General features: G+C 39.9%; 13 protein-coding genes. 2 read left to right on the top strand and 11 right to left on the bottom strand.

Features of this window, described 5'->3' with window-relative positions:
• Positions 1-8: 8 nt before the first annotated feature.
• The 6 genes from CSQ79_RS10135 to hepA all read right to left on the bottom strand — a co-directional run bounded on the left by CSQ79_RS10135 (position 9) and on the right by hepA (position 7,519).
• Complete coding sequence (locus tag CSQ79_RS10135; protein ID WP_099701070.1) at positions 9-581, bottom strand: hypothetical protein; 573 nt, start codon at positions 579-581, stop codon at positions 9-11.
• A gap of 327 nt (positions 582-908) precedes the next feature.
• Positions 909-1,823 carry a sulfotransferase domain-containing protein gene (locus tag CSQ79_RS10130; RefSeq protein WP_099701069.1) on the bottom strand — a complete coding sequence of 305 codons (915 nt, stop codon included), beginning with the start codon at positions 1,821-1,823 and terminating at the stop codon, positions 909-911.
• A gap of 15 nt (positions 1,824-1,838) precedes the next feature.
• Entirely contained in the window at positions 1,839-3,068 is a 1,230-nt protein-coding gene (locus CSQ79_RS10125; protein WP_099701068.1) for a glycosyltransferase family 4 protein, read from the bottom strand.
• Positions 3,065-4,279 (bottom strand): glycosyltransferase family 4 protein, encoded by a 1,215-nt coding sequence (locus tag CSQ79_RS10120; protein WP_099701067.1) that lies wholly within the window; start codon positions 4,277-4,279, stop codon positions 3,065-3,067. The genes CSQ79_RS10125 and CSQ79_RS10120 overlap by 4 nt, the downstream gene beginning before the upstream one ends.
• 227 nt (positions 4,280-4,506) lie before the next feature.
• Entirely contained in the window at positions 4,507-5,589 is a 1,083-nt protein-coding gene (locus tag CSQ79_RS10115) for a glycosyltransferase family 2 protein (protein ID WP_099701066.1), read from the bottom strand.
• A gap of 79 nt (positions 5,590-5,668) precedes the next feature.
• Positions 5,669-7,519, bottom strand: a complete 1,851-nt coding sequence (gene hepA / locus CSQ79_RS10110; RefSeq protein ID WP_099701065.1) for a heterocyst formation ABC transporter subunit HepA — start codon at positions 7,517-7,519, stop codon at positions 5,669-5,671.
• Between the two features lie 888 nt (positions 7,520-8,407).
• On the opposite strand from hepA, the gene CSQ79_RS10105 reads away from it, so the two are divergent.
• Positions 8,408-9,502, top strand: a complete 1,095-nt coding sequence (locus tag CSQ79_RS10105; RefSeq protein WP_099701064.1) for an ABC transporter ATP-binding protein — start codon at positions 8,408-8,410, stop codon at positions 9,500-9,502.
• 139 nt (positions 9,503-9,641) lie between these two features.
• Here the strand turns inward: CSQ79_RS10105 and CSQ79_RS10100 are convergent, their stop codons facing one another.
• From CSQ79_RS10100 to dxs, 3 genes are all read right to left on the bottom strand, one after another.
• A complete protein-coding gene (locus CSQ79_RS10100; RefSeq protein ID WP_099701063.1) occupies positions 9,642-10,106 on the bottom strand; it encodes a GNAT family N-acetyltransferase in 465 nt (154 codons plus the stop codon).
• A 23-nt stretch (positions 10,107-10,129) separates the two neighbouring features.
• Positions 10,130-11,194, bottom strand: coding sequence for an S-methyl-5-thioribose-1-phosphate isomerase (mtnA, locus tag CSQ79_RS10095; RefSeq protein WP_099701062.1), 1,065 nt, complete (start codon positions 11,192-11,194; stop codon positions 10,130-10,132).
• 92 nt (positions 11,195-11,286) lie between these two features.
• Positions 11,287-13,194 (bottom strand): 1-deoxy-D-xylulose-5-phosphate synthase, encoded by a 1,908-nt coding sequence (dxs, locus tag CSQ79_RS10090; RefSeq protein ID WP_099701061.1) that lies wholly within the window; start codon positions 13,192-13,194, stop codon positions 11,287-11,289.
• A gap of 961 nt (positions 13,195-14,155) precedes the next feature.
• Between dxs and CSQ79_RS10085 the strand changes: the two genes are divergently transcribed.
• The gene (locus CSQ79_RS10085; RefSeq protein WP_099701060.1) at positions 14,156-15,022 is read left to right on the top strand and encodes a phytanoyl-CoA dioxygenase family protein; all 867 of its coding nucleotides are present in this window, start codon (positions 14,156-14,158) and stop codon (positions 15,020-15,022) included.
• 291 nt (positions 15,023-15,313) lie between these two features.
• Here CSQ79_RS10085 and CSQ79_RS10080 read toward each other — a convergent pair whose 3' ends face one another.
• Together CSQ79_RS10080 and CSQ79_RS10075 are read right to left on the bottom strand one after the other, a co-directional pair.
• Positions 15,314-16,054 carry a WecB/TagA/CpsF family glycosyltransferase gene (locus CSQ79_RS10080; protein ID WP_099701059.1) on the bottom strand — a complete coding sequence of 247 codons (741 nt, stop codon included), beginning with the start codon at positions 16,052-16,054 and terminating at the stop codon, positions 15,314-15,316.
• A 129-nt stretch (positions 16,055-16,183) separates the two neighbouring features.
• Positions 16,184-17,056: a helix-turn-helix domain-containing protein gene (locus CSQ79_RS10075; protein ID WP_099701058.1), complete on the bottom strand. Its 873-nt coding sequence runs from the start codon at positions 17,054-17,056 to the stop codon at positions 16,184-16,186.
• Positions 17,057-17,210 lie beyond the last annotated feature (154 nt).

Below are 17,210 nucleotides of genomic sequence, written 5' to 3'. Positions count from 1 at the left end.
TGTGATAGTTATTCGGAATATTGATGTTGACAAGTTTGGAGGATCTGGAGATCGCCAGTACTCACTTCAGGCAGTTGATAATATTCTTGCAAGGCAACAGCGTAAGGATAAGCGATCGCATTAAATTCTTCTCCAATTCTTGGTTTATCACCCGCAGTAGCAATTTGCTGCGGTTGCGCTTCTGTATCTTCGCCAGCAGAGGGCGCATTAGCAACCATTAAAGCGAGTTCACCTGAGCTGATATTGCCAGAAAAACAACTAAACTCTGAATAAGGTAAGTAAAATGCCCCAATTACTTTACCTTGATGCAATTCAAACACCATGTATTCTTGCCCAATTTGCTGCGGTTGTGGTGCTCTGCCGTATAAGTATACGCCGTCTTGCTGTGGTAGTTTTCCTCGTAAGGCTGGAAACGTATCTTTACCAGAAATATTGATGTTATTTCTGCCTGGTGAGGCGGCGATCGCAGAAGGCATTAACCCTGGCATAACTTCACTCGTAAAAATGCCCATTCCTAGGAGGAAACTAGCCAGTGGAACTTGTAATAACAAACTACATAATGATGATAATTTATTAATCATTAGATTGAAGTGGGGGCATTATCCAGCGTTACTTAAAGCATAGCTGATTAGTTATATACAATTATTCCTTCGCAAGTTGGACTTTCTTTTTAACAGAACTTAATCATGAAACGAAGATAATCTTCTTGTAGTAGGTAGACAAAAGCCGATGCAATAAGTTACTTGTTATTTCTACAGAAGTTATTAGCGCTTTTCCGGAAAAACATTATCCTACTGCTAAATTCAGTTATTAGTGCATGATATTAAGTCTAGCCTTCCTCGTTGTGTAATTTCAGGATTTTGAATGACGGGTAGGGCTAAATATTATTTACTTGCAATCCGACTTTCTTAGTTTTTCATTAAAGTATATGCACCACTGATATTTGGCAGAGGATCTTGCGAATATAGTGTGTCCAGTCCAAAGAGACTCAGAATCTCTATTGCCCTTTCTAGTTGCTCATGTGTAATGTGTTTTTTCCAACTATCAACTACATTACCTGTAGTAATAATCGCACTTTCTTGCCGGCTTGTCGCAGAAGGCTTATTAAGAATTGCAAAGACTGTGTCATCAAATTTTTTGCCTAAAAATGTAAATAAACGTTCAATTTCTGCTTTAGGCTCTTTACAAAAATTTTCGTAAAAAGCTAGATGAATCTCTTGTGGAGCAAACTGTTTTAAAGGAACATAATTTTCTAAGCACCAGAGAAATATCTGCTTTTCAAAATCGGTTTTAGCTGCTATAATCTCTTGTTTAAATGGCTGTAAAAAGTCTTCGACTAATTCTGGTTGTGCTAACAGTTCATCTAAATGATTACCCCAGCCCAGGTGAAGTTTAGAGTTGACAACAGCACATGGATGCCTAAACAATAAGATGATGGGAACCTCTGGAAAATTGTGGTTTAGCCATTTCAATAAAAAATTTGCTCTAATATCTTTAATCATTCGTTTTTGACAAAACACTTTTTTATTAAACTGATCCGTCCACTGATTTTTTATTTTTCCAGATAATATAGCTTTTGTCGGTTGAAGAAACTCTTGGTGTTGGTTATCTATTCTTAAATATTGTCGATATCTAAAATGCTCAACTAGCTCTACTTTGTAGGGATGAAAAGGCTCAAATATATCTCGATAATCATTATTATAGTTGATAATAGAAGAAACCCAGGTTGTGCCACTTCTACCAGTTCCTGCTAGAAAAATTGCTTGTCTGTAATCTGAATTTAGCTCTAAAAAAAGTTTTTTTCCACGACTGTTTTTTAACATTTCTATGAATAAAATTTATGTATTTTTAACCAATTGATTATAAAGTTCAAGATAGCGTTTTGCTTGTAATTCTAGAGGGTATTCAGAAAGTGCGATCGCCCGACAATTATGCCGCATTTGTTCGCGCAGATTTTGCTCCTCTAGCAGGTATACAATACCATCACAGAGATCTTGGGCATTCTCTGGCTTGGCTAAGTAACCTGTTATACCTGGGCGTACCAAGTCAGGAACACCACCAATTTTGCAAGAAATCATCGGCGTACCACAAGCGATACTCTCTTGTAACGTTAGGGGTAAATTATCTGCTCGTGTAGGAAAAACAAACAAATCAGCAGCAGAATAAGCGATTGTTTTTGATTCGTCACTGGTAAGATAACCCAAATCGATTGTTGTCATTCCTACAGTTTGAGCAATTGCTGCACCACTATTACCAAAGATTAACAGCATAGTTTCTGCTTTCAATCCACTCGGTAAGTTTTGTAATGCTTGTGCTAGTAAATCTCCTCCCTTACGACGTTCTGTAAGGCTATCAGCACCAAACATGAGGACTTTTTTACCTCTTGGTATACCTAAGTGCGCTCTGCACTGTTCTGGATCGAGAGGTTGATAAGCTTGGGTATCAATGCCATAAGGGATATGGTGAATTGGAAAGCGATTGAGGATACTTTGCTTAGCTTGCTCGTATAGCCATCGGCTAGGAGTAGCTACAGTTAAATTTGACTGACTATAAATCCAATTTTTTAATCTCCATTCTAAGCGAGTGTTATCTTTTTCAATTTGTGGATAAACATCAGGATAAGGGCATTTTCCGCAGCCAGTTTTCCAGCGATCGCAGTCGTAACTATATGTACAATGTCCTGTAAAACTCCACATATCATGGAGTGTAAACACAGCAGGTTTATCCTTTGTTAAAGATGATACTGCTAAGTAGTTAAAATATCCTGTATGCAAGTTATGGAAGTTAAGAATATCAGCATTTTTGTATACACTCTTTTTAGGAATATTAAATGTATTCAAAAAATGCAAGTAATTTAGTCCCAAAGGCTTAGTTAAACGAAGATATAACTGCCTTTCGATATATGTCTTTTTAGCCGGAGTTGTCGTTACGCGATCGCTGTTACTTTGAGCATTCCCCACTAACAGGTGTGAATCTACTCCTTGAGCAAGTAAACCTTGGTGCAGTCTGTAGCCTGCAATTGCGGCTCCCCCACTAAGATCAGATTGATTAATATGTAATACATTCATTTTTGATCAGGTGAAGTCTTATGATGAACTAATACTTGTTGAAAAAATAATTCATAACTTTTAACACAATTTTCTATATTAAACTTCTCAAAAGCTTGTTGTGCAATTTGAGAATGCTGATTGAGTAGAGCGGGATTGTTTATATATTGCAGCATGGCATGAGCGATGGAAGACACATCTGCTTTACCTGCTTGAGTTTTAATAGTAAAACCCGCAGTTTGAGCGTTATGTGTCATCATTTCAGGGATTCCTCCAATCTCAGTTGCGATCGCTGGTTTGCCGAAAGATAAATACTCAATAATCGAATAAGGAAGACTTTCACCGTCAAAATATGTCGGCAAAACTCCAACATCAAAACATTCTATCCAGTAATTAGGATCAGCAGAGTAGCCAACAAAGTGTATTTTATCAGCCATGTCATTAAGCGATGCTTTGAGATTTCTGAGATATTCGCTATCACCAACCAAAATTAAATGAGCTTCTCGTTGAGGTGCGTGTAGCACCTGCTGAAATGCTTGAATTAACTCTGCCCAACCTTTTTCCTGAATTCCTCTAGCAACCATACCAAATACGAGAGCATCTTTTGGTATCTTTAGTTTCTCTCGCCCAGAGATCGTATTTTGTGGTTGAGGTATCGCCACACCGTTATAAATCTTTTTTATAGGCAGATTACTCGTCACATATGGTGCTATTGCTGTAGCATTATCTTCCGATAGAACAACAATTCCATTAATTCTATTGAAGATTTTTTGAGTACTACTGCGATCGCTGAGTTGTTGCTCGATCACGTATTTATAGTCACCGTGATCTGTCACAACAACTGGAGTTGATACTTGTATATTCTCTACAACAAACTTATCTGCATGATATAAATGACTATTGATTAAATCTACTTTTATTTGTTTAAGAATAAATTGAAAATACAGCTTTCTTAATTCTTCTCTAATTTTTACTTTTTTACCTACTTTCGCTGTTAAACGCTCTAATTTTGTCAAAGCTTGATTTAGTAAATTCGGTGAGGAAGGAGGAAAGAAAGATATTACTCTGACATTATCAGGAAATCTATCAACTAAAGTATTGTCAGCAATTGGAAAAAAATTACAGTTATAAACATATACAGTATGATGCTTTGCTAAAGCACTTGCCAACCTAATAACAAAAGTTTGCGCACCTCCGGTCATTAAGTGGGAAATGGTAATCAGAATTTTCATATTTAGCAAGATTTAGAATTTAGAGGATGCTTTGCAGACTTACGGTTCAGAATTAAATTGAGTTGGATTAATGCTTTTGATCTTCTATAATGTTTCAACCTAATTGACCATTGCTATATTACTAAGTCAAAAAGTAGAATAAACTTGAATATTTAAAGTTCTTCAGTTTAAATTGATTGTGAAACGTAGTAGAATTTGGTAATTAGGCAATAGAAATCAGCTTTTACTCAAGATTGGGCTAATTGAGTAGACATAGGTGTATTTTGTAATGTAATAGAATGCCTTTGCCGCATTAATTCTGTAGACCAACGAATACTAAGATATTCTCTTGCTAAGCGTCTGATATAACGAGTTCTTCTAACTTTAAAATAGATTAGACCTTCCCAGTATTCCATCGTATTGACTAAATTTTTGTCTCGACAAATTGACCAAATTCTGACAGCTTCATCAGTAGATTTGACATATGTTGACCATTGCGTTGCCAACCAGAAATAAAGTCCTGCGATTAGATAGCGGCGATGCTCATTGAGCAATTGTGCTTTAGCAAGCATGGTATAGACGTCTGCAATGAGTTGTTCGTTAGAAAGCAGATATTCGGCTGTAATTCCTTTTTTACCAATAGAATCTCTATGTTTTACAGGCATTCGCCAAAAGCAATCAGGTTGAGAAAACCTTTCATACTTTAATCCTTTGATTAATGCTCGGACATGAAATTCCCAGTCTTGCCAAATAATCAAACTTTCATCCCACGATCCTAATCTTTGCAGTGCCGCTTTTCTCCAAATAGGACTAGTTGTTTGCCAAGGAACATCCAAGGATAAAAATCGATCGAGATCGTTTTCTTGCTCTTGGGTTTCGCGATTCCAAAGCAACGCTTCATCTCCTGGTAGTTCGCAGAACACTTGACAAGGAAAAACCCCAAAGTCTAAATCAGGGCGATCGCGCATAGTTGCAACACGTTTTTCTAAACAGTGTGGTGCTAAACAATCATCTGAATCAAGAAAAATGATATAGTTACCACTCGCCTGAGCAACTCCTTGATTACGAGACGCAGGAGCACCAGCATTACCTTGAGTACGTTTGATGAAACGAATACGCGGATCTGCTTGTGACAATGCCAACATTTTTGTTTCTGTCTCGTCTGTTGAGCCATCGTCAACGACAAGAACTTCCCAGTTTTCGTAGGTTTGTTCGCGAACAGATTTGATTGTTTCTAATAATAGTAAGTAGCGATTTTTTGTAGGGATGACAATAGAAACTTTGGATGAACCGAGATTATGTTCTATTGGATGGTTCCCATGAAGACTCATTGGATTCGTTGCTCTTTTGTCGTGAATAGTGATAGGAGCCTAAATAGTAGTGCTGATAGGTTAAGCAGCGAGGATGATGTTATCCTGCTTGACTGTATTCATGCTGCATTTGATGATACTTCCAAAGTTCGCCACGTTGCTCGAGTAATTCTTGATATCCTCCCTGTTCAATGATGCGACCTTGCTGTAGAACAACAACTTTGTCAGCACGAACAATTGTTGATAGGCGATGTGCGATCGCAATTACTGTTCTGCCCACAGCTAACTTCTCTAACGACTGTTGAATTAAGCGCTCTGATACCGAGTCTAAGGCACTTGTTGCTTCATCGAGGATTAAAATTTCTGGGTTCCGCAGCAGGGCACGGGCGATCGCAATTCGCTGACGTTGTCCTCCTGATAAACGGACTCCGCGATCGCCTAACTGCGTATCAAATCCTTGTGGTAGATCCTGAATAAACTCCAACGCATTCGCAAGTTTTGCTGCTTCAATAACTACTGCATCATCTACATCTTCTAATGCATAAGCAATATTGTCCCGCACAGAAGTATTAAAGATATAAGTGTCTTGACTGACAACAGCTAGTTTATTACGAAATGAGTAAATATTAAATTCGCGTAGATCGACACCATCAATTAACACCTTACCGCGAGTAGGATCGTAAAATCGAGGAATCAGATCGGCTAAAGTACTTTTGCCAGCACCTGATGCTCCTACTAATGCTGTCATCTTGCCTTTTTCAATCGTTAAATTAATGTTGTGTAAGACAATTTCCTCTGAGTCATAACCAAAATTTACTCCAACAAACTCAATTTTTTGCTTCAAGCCAATAAATTTTTTGTTGCCGTTATAAAATAAGGGCTTATTATCTACGCGAAGTAATTCTTGAATATTGCTGAATGAGCCTTGACAATTGCTTAACTGTACTCTTGCACCATCAATTTGGCGCCGCAAAGGCATAATTCGGAGTAAAACAAACAGAAAGGTTAGTAGTGAGGAGACTTGTAATTGTCCGTTAGGAATTAAAACTGTAAATGCTAGCAGCAGCATTCCCACTAAAATTGCTGTTGCCACTCCTTCTGAAAGTGGTTCAATGAGTGATGAGATTGAGACAGCTTTAGTAGTGGCTTTGAGAAAGTTAGAATTAGCCTCGTCAAATCTTTTTCTTTCAAAGTTGTATGCTGCGAAAGCTTGAACAGTACGAACTCCATGAATATATTCAAGTGAAATTGTCGTATACCACTTTGCGGCTCTTGTTTTTTCAAAACTTGCTTCTCGTACGCGCCCTAAGAGCGATGAAATTCCTACTGATATTAAACTAAAGAGCAAGATAGAAACAATTGTCAGTTGCCAAGACAACAAGAGCATAGAAATAATGTAGACGAATAATATAGTAAATTTTGTCAGAATGACTGAGACAAAATTAAACGCCTGCATGATCTGCATGATCTCAGTGGTAATGCTGTGTACTAATCCTCCTGCTCTTGTCTTAGCAAAGTACCGCAAGCTTAACGATTGAAATAATTCAAATACTCGCTTTCGTAGAAAATAAACTAATTTAAATTGTGTAATTTGCGTGTAAAGGCGACCTAAATAAGTAAAGAGCGATCGCACTAAAGTTGTTAATAATATTAAGGTACATACTCGATAAATTCGTTCAGATGCTGGAGCATTCACTCCCAAAACCCAAATGTCAAACCACTCGATTCCAGTACGAATTGGTTGGGCATCTGGATTTGTTAAATTTTGGAGAAATGAAAGAATAAATCCTACTCCAATACCTTCAAATATGGCAGCAATTATAGTAAAGACAATAGCTAGAATTGCAATACCCCGAAAATTACGAAATTCTCTAATTAGAAAGTAGTTCTCTTGCCAAATTTTTGTAGCACTTAACAAATTGCGGAATGATAGCGAAATTTTAGAGTTCATTACTTATAAGATCTGCAGCAGTATGAGTAAGTGTATGGCAGATATAGTCGCCATTCAGACTAGGTAAGTAGAAGTGAGCACTACAATAACATTTTTTGTTGACACTACATTCTCTGTTATAAGTCGCAGTTACATAAAAAATTAAGCAAATACTTTCGTTAACATCATGCAGCTTTGGTTGGAGGCTAAGGCATAACAACTTCTTGAAACACCCTATTCATAGCTATTTTTAACATTTTTTTAATTACAGACAATATATCATCGTTTAATATGAGCTGCAACGTATTATAATATACAAATATTTAAAGCAAAGTATTATAAATAGCATTGCTGGAAGTTGTGCTGGCAAAGTTACTATGGGATATACTGTGCAGCTTAAAAATTGAGTGCCAAAGTGTATCAGTATCTCTAGACTAACCAGGAGTAATACGCCACAGTAAACATCAGCAAGTACATACACAAACTAAAACCAACTGAGACGTCGAAAGTACGATCAAAATCTATCTCTTGCATATGTTTTTACCAAAAATTATTTGGCTGTTTTTAGAGTGACAGCTAGAAAAAGTATGACTTTTTCCGATAAAAAATATTTCATTAAATGAGAATGCTGCCAAAAGCTAGATGGTGGTTCAAATACATCAATAGCCGATTTCAGGGGAAGCATTTCTAAAAATTGAATTTACTAATAAGAACTGATTTGCGGCTATGATTCTGACAAGTAGGAGTTTAACATAATGATATTTCTAGTAGTTTAGTCACCAAAGTAATGTATTGGAAACAACAAAAGAAGTATTTTGTATGTAGAATATCAGACTTTTTGTAAAGTTCCCTGATTATCAGCAGGTTATGTTGTTTCATTCTTAAATCAAAGATGCCAGGAATCGTGCAATGGCTAAAGTTCGTCTAGAGAATATTAAACGCAAGTTCAACAATGTAACTGCGGTAGAAAATATTACTTTTGAAATTCCTGATGGACAATTTTGGGTTCTTGTTGGACCATCAGGTTGTGGTAAATCAACAATTCTGAGAACGATCGCAGGGTTAGAAACAGCAACAAGTGGAAACCTATACATCGGGGATCTTCTTGTGAATAACATTCCAGCGCGACAGCGGGATGTTGCGATGGTTTTTCAAAATTATGCACTTTATCCACACATGAGTGTTGCCGAAAACATTGCGTTTGGGTTACAGATGCGAAAAGTTGACTCAAAAGTGATTCAACAAAGAGTAGAAACAGTTGCGCGATCGCTATCACTCGAACATCTTTTAGAACGCAAACCCAAGCAATTATCTGGGGGACAGCAACAACGCGTCGCATTGGGAAGAGCGATCGCCCGCGAAGCACAAGTATTTTTATTAGATGAACCTTTATCAAACTTAGACGCGCAGCTACGTGACGATACTCGTGCGGAGTTAAAACAGTTGCATCACAATTTAGGCATTACGACAATTTATGTCACTCACGATCAAGTTGAAGCGATGACTTTAGCAGATCGTATCGTTATCCTTAATCAGGGAAGAATTCAACAAATTGGAGAGCCACAAAGCGTTTACGCCAAACCTGCTAACCGGATGGTGGCAACTTTCTTAGGCAATCCGCCAATGAATATTTTGCCTGCAAAGTACAAAAATGGCAACTTTTTGGTAGAGAGTCAGATTATTCCTTGTCCGGCGCGTGTAAGAGACGCATTACATTTAGCTGAAGGACAAATTGTTGATTTAGGGATTCGCCCAGAAGATTTGTTTATTGATGAATCGCAAAACAAAGAAATTGCAGCCTTAACAGTTGAAGTCAAACTTGTAGAACCTTTGGGCAGAGAAACTTTAATTCGTGCTGGTTTACCGAGTTCGAGCGTGCAAGTCAATATTCAACAGGCAGGTGTTATCCGTTTGCAGTTGGGTGATCGCATTTCACTAGGGCTTGATTTAGAACAGCTATTCGTCTTTGATTCAAATACAGGCGATCGCTTATATCCGTGTTAGTTTACTTCTAGTAATATCATCTCCGGTTAAATAACCAGAATATCGGTATCGTTACGCTGTTATTAGTGGCTAGTGGCTAGTGGCTAGTTGTGGCTAGTTACCAACAACCCTTCACCTTTACTGACCATTTTTATTAACACTAATCAACCGGATTTGATATAATTTTTCCCATACGGATGAGGTATTCATCCTGTGCTATTGGCTTGTAACCAAGTCTTTGATATAGTCTTTGAGCAGGATTGTCTTTGAATACGCTCAAGTAGATGCGTTGTAGATTCTTCATCCTAGCGATGTTTTCTATGTGTTGTAGCAAGGTTGTGCCGTATCCTCTACCACGAAATGATGCTACAAGCTGAATAGTTTGGATATATAGGTAATCGCTTACCTCTCGAATCGCGAAAAAACCAATGAGGTCATGGTTACAATACACCATTGTGTATCTTTCTGGACGCGGTTCTTGTTGGTGAAGTTCCTCATCCCAGCCGATGGTACGACTTATCGTTAGATAAAAATTGTCTCTAGTTAATGACCGGATAAACGCGCTATGTAGTTGTGGATTGCAAGAAGTAATAGTAAGTTGTGAATCTAAGGAATTTGCAGGCATGGCGATCGCCTCTTACATATTCTTCAAACTAGATTTTTTTCTTTCAACTTCTCCTGTAACTGATTTGGCGCAAATGCACCGTGTTCAGTAATAATTGCAGTGATTAAATCTGCGGGAGTGACATCAAAAGCAGGATTGTAAAACTCAACTCCTTCGGGAGTAATTATAGTCTCACCAATTGCATAAACTTCACTGGCGTGGCGTTCTTCAATCGGAATTTCACTGCCACTTGTCAAGGAAAAATCAATCGTTGAGAGGGGAGCCGCAACAAAGAAAGGAACATTATGCGCTTGAGCAACAATGGCTAAACTGTATGTACCAATTTTATTGGCAGTGTCTCCATTTGCCGCAATGCGATCTGCACCGACAACAACCGCATGAATTAAGCCGTGTTGCATACAGTGTGCTGCCATACTATCAGTAATTAAGGTGACAGGAATTCCTTCTTGAACGCATTCCCAGGCAGTTAATTTTGCGCCTTGTAAACGGGGACGGGTTTCATCAGCATAAACTCTGGCTAGTCTACCTTTTGCCCAAGCACAACGTACTATCCCTAAAGCTGTACCATAGCCTGCTGTTGCTAAAGCACCCGCGTTGCAGTGTGTCAGAAGATTGAGTTTTTCTGGAGTCGAAGGTAAAACTTCTAAACCGCGATCGCCAATTGCTTGACAAGTTTGCAAGTCTTCAGCATTGATCGTTTGCGCAGTATGGAGTAAAGCTTGTTTAATTTGTTCAACTGATCCCAGCATTTCATATGCCGTTTTTAACATCCGTGCGATCGCCCAAAACAAGTTAACAGCTGTAGGGCGTGTCGCGCGGAGCATCACAGCAACTTCCTCAAGCTGATGTATAAATTCTTCGCGATTTTGAGTTGAAATCTCACGCGCCCCAAGATACATGCCATAAGCAGCAGCAACACCAATTGCGGGTGCACCCCGTACAATCATGGTTTTAATTGCCTGTACCATATCTTCGCAGCGGTGAATCTCGACGAATGCATACTCGTGAGGTAGCCGAGTTTGATCGATTAGCAACACTGAGTTTTCATACCAAACAACGGGAAAAACCTGAGAGAGGCAAGGGGACATAGTTAGAGGCTCGCAGGGGCAAGGGGAAAGAATGGAAAGCGATCGTTTGAAGTTTGGGTACGGGCGCACAAGTGTACGCCCATAAACCTGATTTAGCTTACAGATGAAAGTGTTTTGTTAAAAAAGGCTTTTAACACTTCTTGTGCTATTTGGGGACTGGTTAAACCCAATTCTGCTTTGGATTGTTCCGGAGAAGCATGGTCTACCAAGACATCTGGCACGCCAAAACGCTTGACAGGTACAACAACATCGGCATCAAGTAATGCCTCCGCTACAGCCGAACCAAAGCCACCCATGAGACAGCCTTCTTCTAAAGTGACAACACGTCCAATGCGTTGTGCCAATGGTAGAATCAATTCGGTGTCAAGCGGCTTGGCAAATCGAGCGTTGACGACTGTCGCTTGAATTCCATGTTCGCTGAGAATTTCAGCGATTTGCATGGCTGGGTAAACCGTTGAACCAAATCCTAGCAGCAGCACATCGTCACCATGACGTAGAGTTTCGCCTTTGCCGATCTCGACTGGTTCCCACCCTTCTTCCATCAAAGGAACACCATAGCCGTTCCCGCGAGGATAACGCATCGCAATTGGACCATCGGTGTGGTTCACTCCTGTGACAACCATCCGCTGCAACTCGGCTTCGTCTTTCGGTGCCATCAACACCATATTGGGTAAGCAACGCAAATAAGCAACATCATACATTCCTTGATGGGTTGGACCATCTGCACCAACAATTCCCGCCCGATCCATGCAGAAAAATACAGGTAGGTTTTGGATGCACACATCGTGAACAATTTGGTCGTAGCCACGTTGCAAGAAAGTTGAGTAGATCGCGACAACGGGACGCATTCCCTCACAAGCTAAGCCTGCGGCTAAAGTCACAGCGTGTTGTTCTGCAATCCCAACATCAATATACTGGTGGGGCAGTTTTGCTTGTAGTTTGTCTAGCCCTGTACCTGTTGCCATTGCTGCTGTAATGCCGACAATTTTGGGATTGTTTTCGGCGAGTTTTACCAAAGCGTGGGCAAAAACTTTGGAATATCCAGGAGGCTTAGGTTTACTCGAAGGAATTGCCTTACCTGTTGTCAGGTTAAAAGGTGACTGCGCGTGATAGCCTACTTGGTCTTGTTCGGCGATCGCATATCCTTTACCTTTAACAGTAGCAACGTGTACGAGTACTGGTCCTGCAATTTTATGGGCTTGCTTGAAGGTCGCAATCAGTTCTTCCAAGTTGTGCCCATCTACAGGTCCCATGTAGGTAATGCCTAATTCTTCAAAGACAGCTCCTACTTTTGGTACTGCTAACCGCTTCATGCCCTCTTTAAACCGTTCAAGTTCGGTTTCTAAAGAATCACCAACAAAAGGAATTTGTTTGACTTGTTCTTCTAAATTATCAGACAAAAACTGTACTGGCGGACTTAAACGCATTTTGTTTAAATGGCGCGAAATTGCACCTACATTGGGAGAAATCGACATTTCATTGTCGTTTAACACCACAAGTAGGTTTGTTTTCGGCAAGTGTCCGGCATGGTTAATCGCTTCTAACGCCATACCACCAGTCAAGGCACCGTCACCGATGACTGCCACAACTTTAAATTTTTCGCCTTTTAAATCTCGCGCGAGTGCCATGCCCAAGGCAGCAGATATACTTGTGGAAGCATGACCCGCGCCAAAATGGTCGAACTTGTTCTCACAGCGCTTTAAATAGCCCGCTACACCGTCTTTTTGCCGCAATGTATGAAAGCGACTATAGCGACCAGTAATCAGTTTATGAGGATAGGCTTGGTGCCCTACATCCCAAATAACTTTATCGTGGTCGAGGTCTAAGGTTTGGTAAAGCGCTAATGTTAACTCCACTACACCTAACCCTGGTCCCAGGTGTCCGCCACTCGCCGCCACGGTTTGCAAATGCTTATCCCGAATTTGACGGGCGATCTGCTGCAGTTGGCGAATCGATAAGCCGTGCAACTGGTTAGGATGGGTGATTTCACTCAGGTGCATATTCGGGGTACTCTCTGGCTTTAATCTTTAATGATTGTCCCATTAAAAATCCTACCCAAACTTACTGAAATCTGGTACCGCTGAAGGTGAGCTGTCTAGGAAGAGAAAACGCCACATATGATACTATTGCCTGCGATCGCCGTTTCAAATTATTTATTTTTATTCCTTAAACGGTATACACATACCATTTGAGATCGTCATTACAACAAATCATCATTTTCCTTTGTCCTGCTCCACGGCGGTTTGACGCCATTTGTTACAACGGGTATCTTATCCGCAACAACGTAACTATGTATTGCTCTACTCGTAAAACTTTTTCAGAGTTTTGCTCTAAATTTCTGACCTTATTTTGATAATTCAATTCAATTAACGTGAATTCGAGCAACAGCTTGGCTGCTTGCCAACCAGTAGACACTGGCGTATATTTCAACCACTAAGCTCTTTTTCATCAAACTGACATTAAAGTCATAATTGGCTTGTCTTTAACTAAGTAAATTAATGAATTTTATAATACTTCGTGCTGTTGCAGCGAACTTTGTCTTTTTGCTGTAATCTACCACTTACAAAGAAAATTCTGCCTTTCTAGTCAAACTATTAATGTATTATTCAACACCTGCTAGCTCTTGATAACAGCGCAGCACAAGAATTTTCTTTCCTAGTTACTAGGAATTTACTAAATCAACATATCTGATAAAAATAACTCGCTAGTGCAAGATTTCTTAACAAAGCAAAACTTTGCGCGTACCGATAACTGTAATTCGGTAAAATAAATAAACAAAGCTAATGAAACTGTTACTTCTAATTTTGATATTTTAAATCTTTAAAAGATATACTAGTAGTAACCTCCTGCTTTTCATCAGACTTAGGTTCAGCAATAATACTGAGTTTACAATTGCAAAAAGACTTATAATAAGTATAAAATTTAGCATACTGTTACAAAAAATAACCAACTCTTTGTCCAATGCTCAGACGCCTTAAGAAGTTTAGTCAACGTCTTCAGCGAGAATTGTCGGTCATTCAGCCAGAGATAACTGGAATGATTAATGATCGTCAAGAGTATATATGTCAACCACAGAATCATTTCACCCAGCAAGGCTATGAAGTTATTCCTGAGTTTTTGGATAAACAAGAGTGCGATCGCTTAATCAAGGTTGCAGATTCTTATATCAATAATCACAGCTATCTTATTGCTGGAGACTGCTATTTACTTTGTCGCAAAGATATTCATGATGTAGATTTGGACGTTCAACAGATCATGAATGCTCAAGAAATTGACGATAAACTTGCACAACTGTTCAGTTCACACGTCATTGAAGATATCTTTGAAGCGCGCATTGGCGAACCTGTTTTGCTGCGAAATATCTCAATCAAGATTGACAATCCCGATACCATCTCAAAGCGGGGCTATCATACTGATTGCGTAACTAAGACAGTTTACAAAGTCTTTATTTATCTCACTGATGTTAACGAATATGGCGATGGACCATACACTGTGATTCCTGGCTCTCATCGCCATACCTACAGAAGACTCATTAATTATTGCTATGGTTGGCTCAAGCAAGTACTATATGCATCCAAAAATAGCCGCAATTATAAAGAAGATATTCAACTTTTATATAACGATAAACAAGCTGTTCCGCTGTTTGGTAAAGCAGGAACGATGGTTATATCCAATCAACAGTTAGTACATAAAGGATGGCATCAGCAAGACAAGGGTAAAAGATATGCCTTAGTTTGCTATGTCATCCCTGCAAAAGACTATCAGGGTCAGCGTTTTTCTTTTGGTAGAAGTGCATTACAAAAAAGTGTGGAGGTTGTTAGCGGTTAGTAGTGAGCATGAATCACAGATAGCCTACGACTGAAGTTGAGGCTATCCAAGCAAAGTGTACCTTCGTACACTCAAAACTACCTTTTAGCATTAAGTCCACAGAGGTGGACTTTGCTTATCAAGAAATAGCAAATTCATTCGCTAGCGCATTTACGCAGGATGTCCACGAATCAACCAAACTTGATGTTATTGCGATTAGCGTCCAGTCACTAGTAACTAGCAACTCAAGCACAGCCTGATTATTCAACTGAAGATGATAGTTTATTACTACTCACTTGAGAGCGTGCAATACTAAACCTGTGTTAATCGGCTAACTAAAGCCTTGCCAGCAAACTTAGGCAAAGCCGACATCCGCCGCCAACGCCAAGGTTCCTGATACAAGCGATACAGCCACTCCAAATGATTATTTCCTAACCAAGCTGGCGCTCTAGACTTCACCCCCGCCCAAATGTCAAAGCTACCTCCCACACCAATCCAAGTTGCTTGAGGACATAAATGACGATTTTGGGCAATCCATAATTCTTGACGCGGCACTCCAAGCCCTACCAAAATCAGTTTGGGTTGAATTTCCTGCAACGTTTGCTTTAATTTTTCAACTTCAGTTGCTGATAAATAGCCATGCTCTGTACCAACTATCTGCAGATGTGGCGATCGCTGTTGCCAATTTTCTGCGGCTTGGACAGCTACTCCTGGAGAACCTCCATAGAAAAACACCGGATAAGACGTTGGTGTTTGTCCGATACTATCTAACAGTAGCTCTGCAAGCTCAATGCCTGGACACCGCTGGATGCGTTTGCCACGAAGTAACATATATAAGACAATTCCAGCACCATCAGGAATAACTAACTCGGCTTGTCGAATTGCTTGAGCTAAAGCATTATGCTGCTCTGCTTGCATCGTCATTTCTGCATTTAGCGTGATCACATGAGTGCCAATTTCTTGTTTGAGGCGCGATCGCAACCAACTAGTATAGTCATCCATGAGATGAACTGGCAAACCGAGTACAGAATCTAACAGTGCTGCCTCAGACATTATTTACATTCCTCACTACGTCTAAAGCTTATTGTGTAAAAGGCTGGCTTGTCTAGACGCCAAAATTTTATCGTACTCTTCGTCATTAGGGAATGCAATCCAGTGGCATGTTTGTTGAGTTACGGTTATTTAATGCGCTCTGTAGGCTGTGGGTGTCATACCTGTCAACTGCCGAAATTGTTTGCTTAAATGACTGTGACTGTTGAATCCACACAAGAAGGCAATATCTATAATTGATTGATCGGTTTGTTTCAACAACTGCTTTGCCCGTTCTACGCGTTGCTGAAGTAGGTATTGATAAGGAGCTATCCCTAGTGATTGCTTGAACAAATGGCTAAAGTGAAATTGACTCATGCCCAGTAACCGAGCTAAGTCTGCAAGCTTAATGTCTTGACTCAAATGTTCGTTAATGTATTCCAAAACTTGCACAAGTTGGCGCTGGGTTAAACCGCCTTCATAAATTGCCAAGTGAGGTGCAGACGCAGAGTATTGTCTGAGCAAATGCACTGCTAACACATTTGCCAGTGATTCAGTATAGAGCCTTCCTCCTAGATGTTTTTGTTTGAGTTCAGCAAGCAGCAGCATAGCGATCGCCTCAATTTGCGGATCGCGTGTCCGAAATTCGGGAAGTAATTCAAGGCGATCGGAATTGATGTTAATCGTTTCGCTAGCAACGCGCTGAAGGAAACGTGCCGCAATGCGAATCTGCAAGTAGTGGTCATCACTATCCCAGCGGGCAAAAAACGGGGTTTTTGCAGGCGTTAGAGAAATGTCGCCTTTCCCGTATAGCCCCACATAGGTTTTACCTTCCCTCGTTTGCAGCAAGCGAACTGGACGGGATGCCAGTGATAAACTAATTGCGTGTTCCTCGCTGTAATGACACCAGCCCTCACCTGCAGGATGTTGAAATTGCTCAACCAGAATATTTTCCCAATCTTGATTTTGACTAGACAAAACGGGCACACAGGTTGTTGCTTGTTGATACGGGACTGTTGTCTTCATGCTCCAAACCCACTTCGTCCTCAATTGTCTTCACGTTTGGGTGATTTCTACCAAGTAGCCTGAAAACAGACCGCAAGATTTTGATAATTACACAAAAATCAGATAGCTGAGTCTAAATCGTTTGCCTAAGCTGAAATGGTGAGAGATCAGGAGG

Source organism: Gloeocapsopsis sp. IPPAS B-1203, assembly GCF_002749975.1.
In the GTDB taxonomy this organism is placed as follows: domain Bacteria; phylum Cyanobacteriota; class Cyanobacteriia; order Cyanobacteriales; family Chroococcidiopsidaceae; genus Gloeocapsopsis.
Note: the sequence above shows the minus strand (reverse complement) of the source record. Positions and strands in the feature narration are given on the sequence as shown.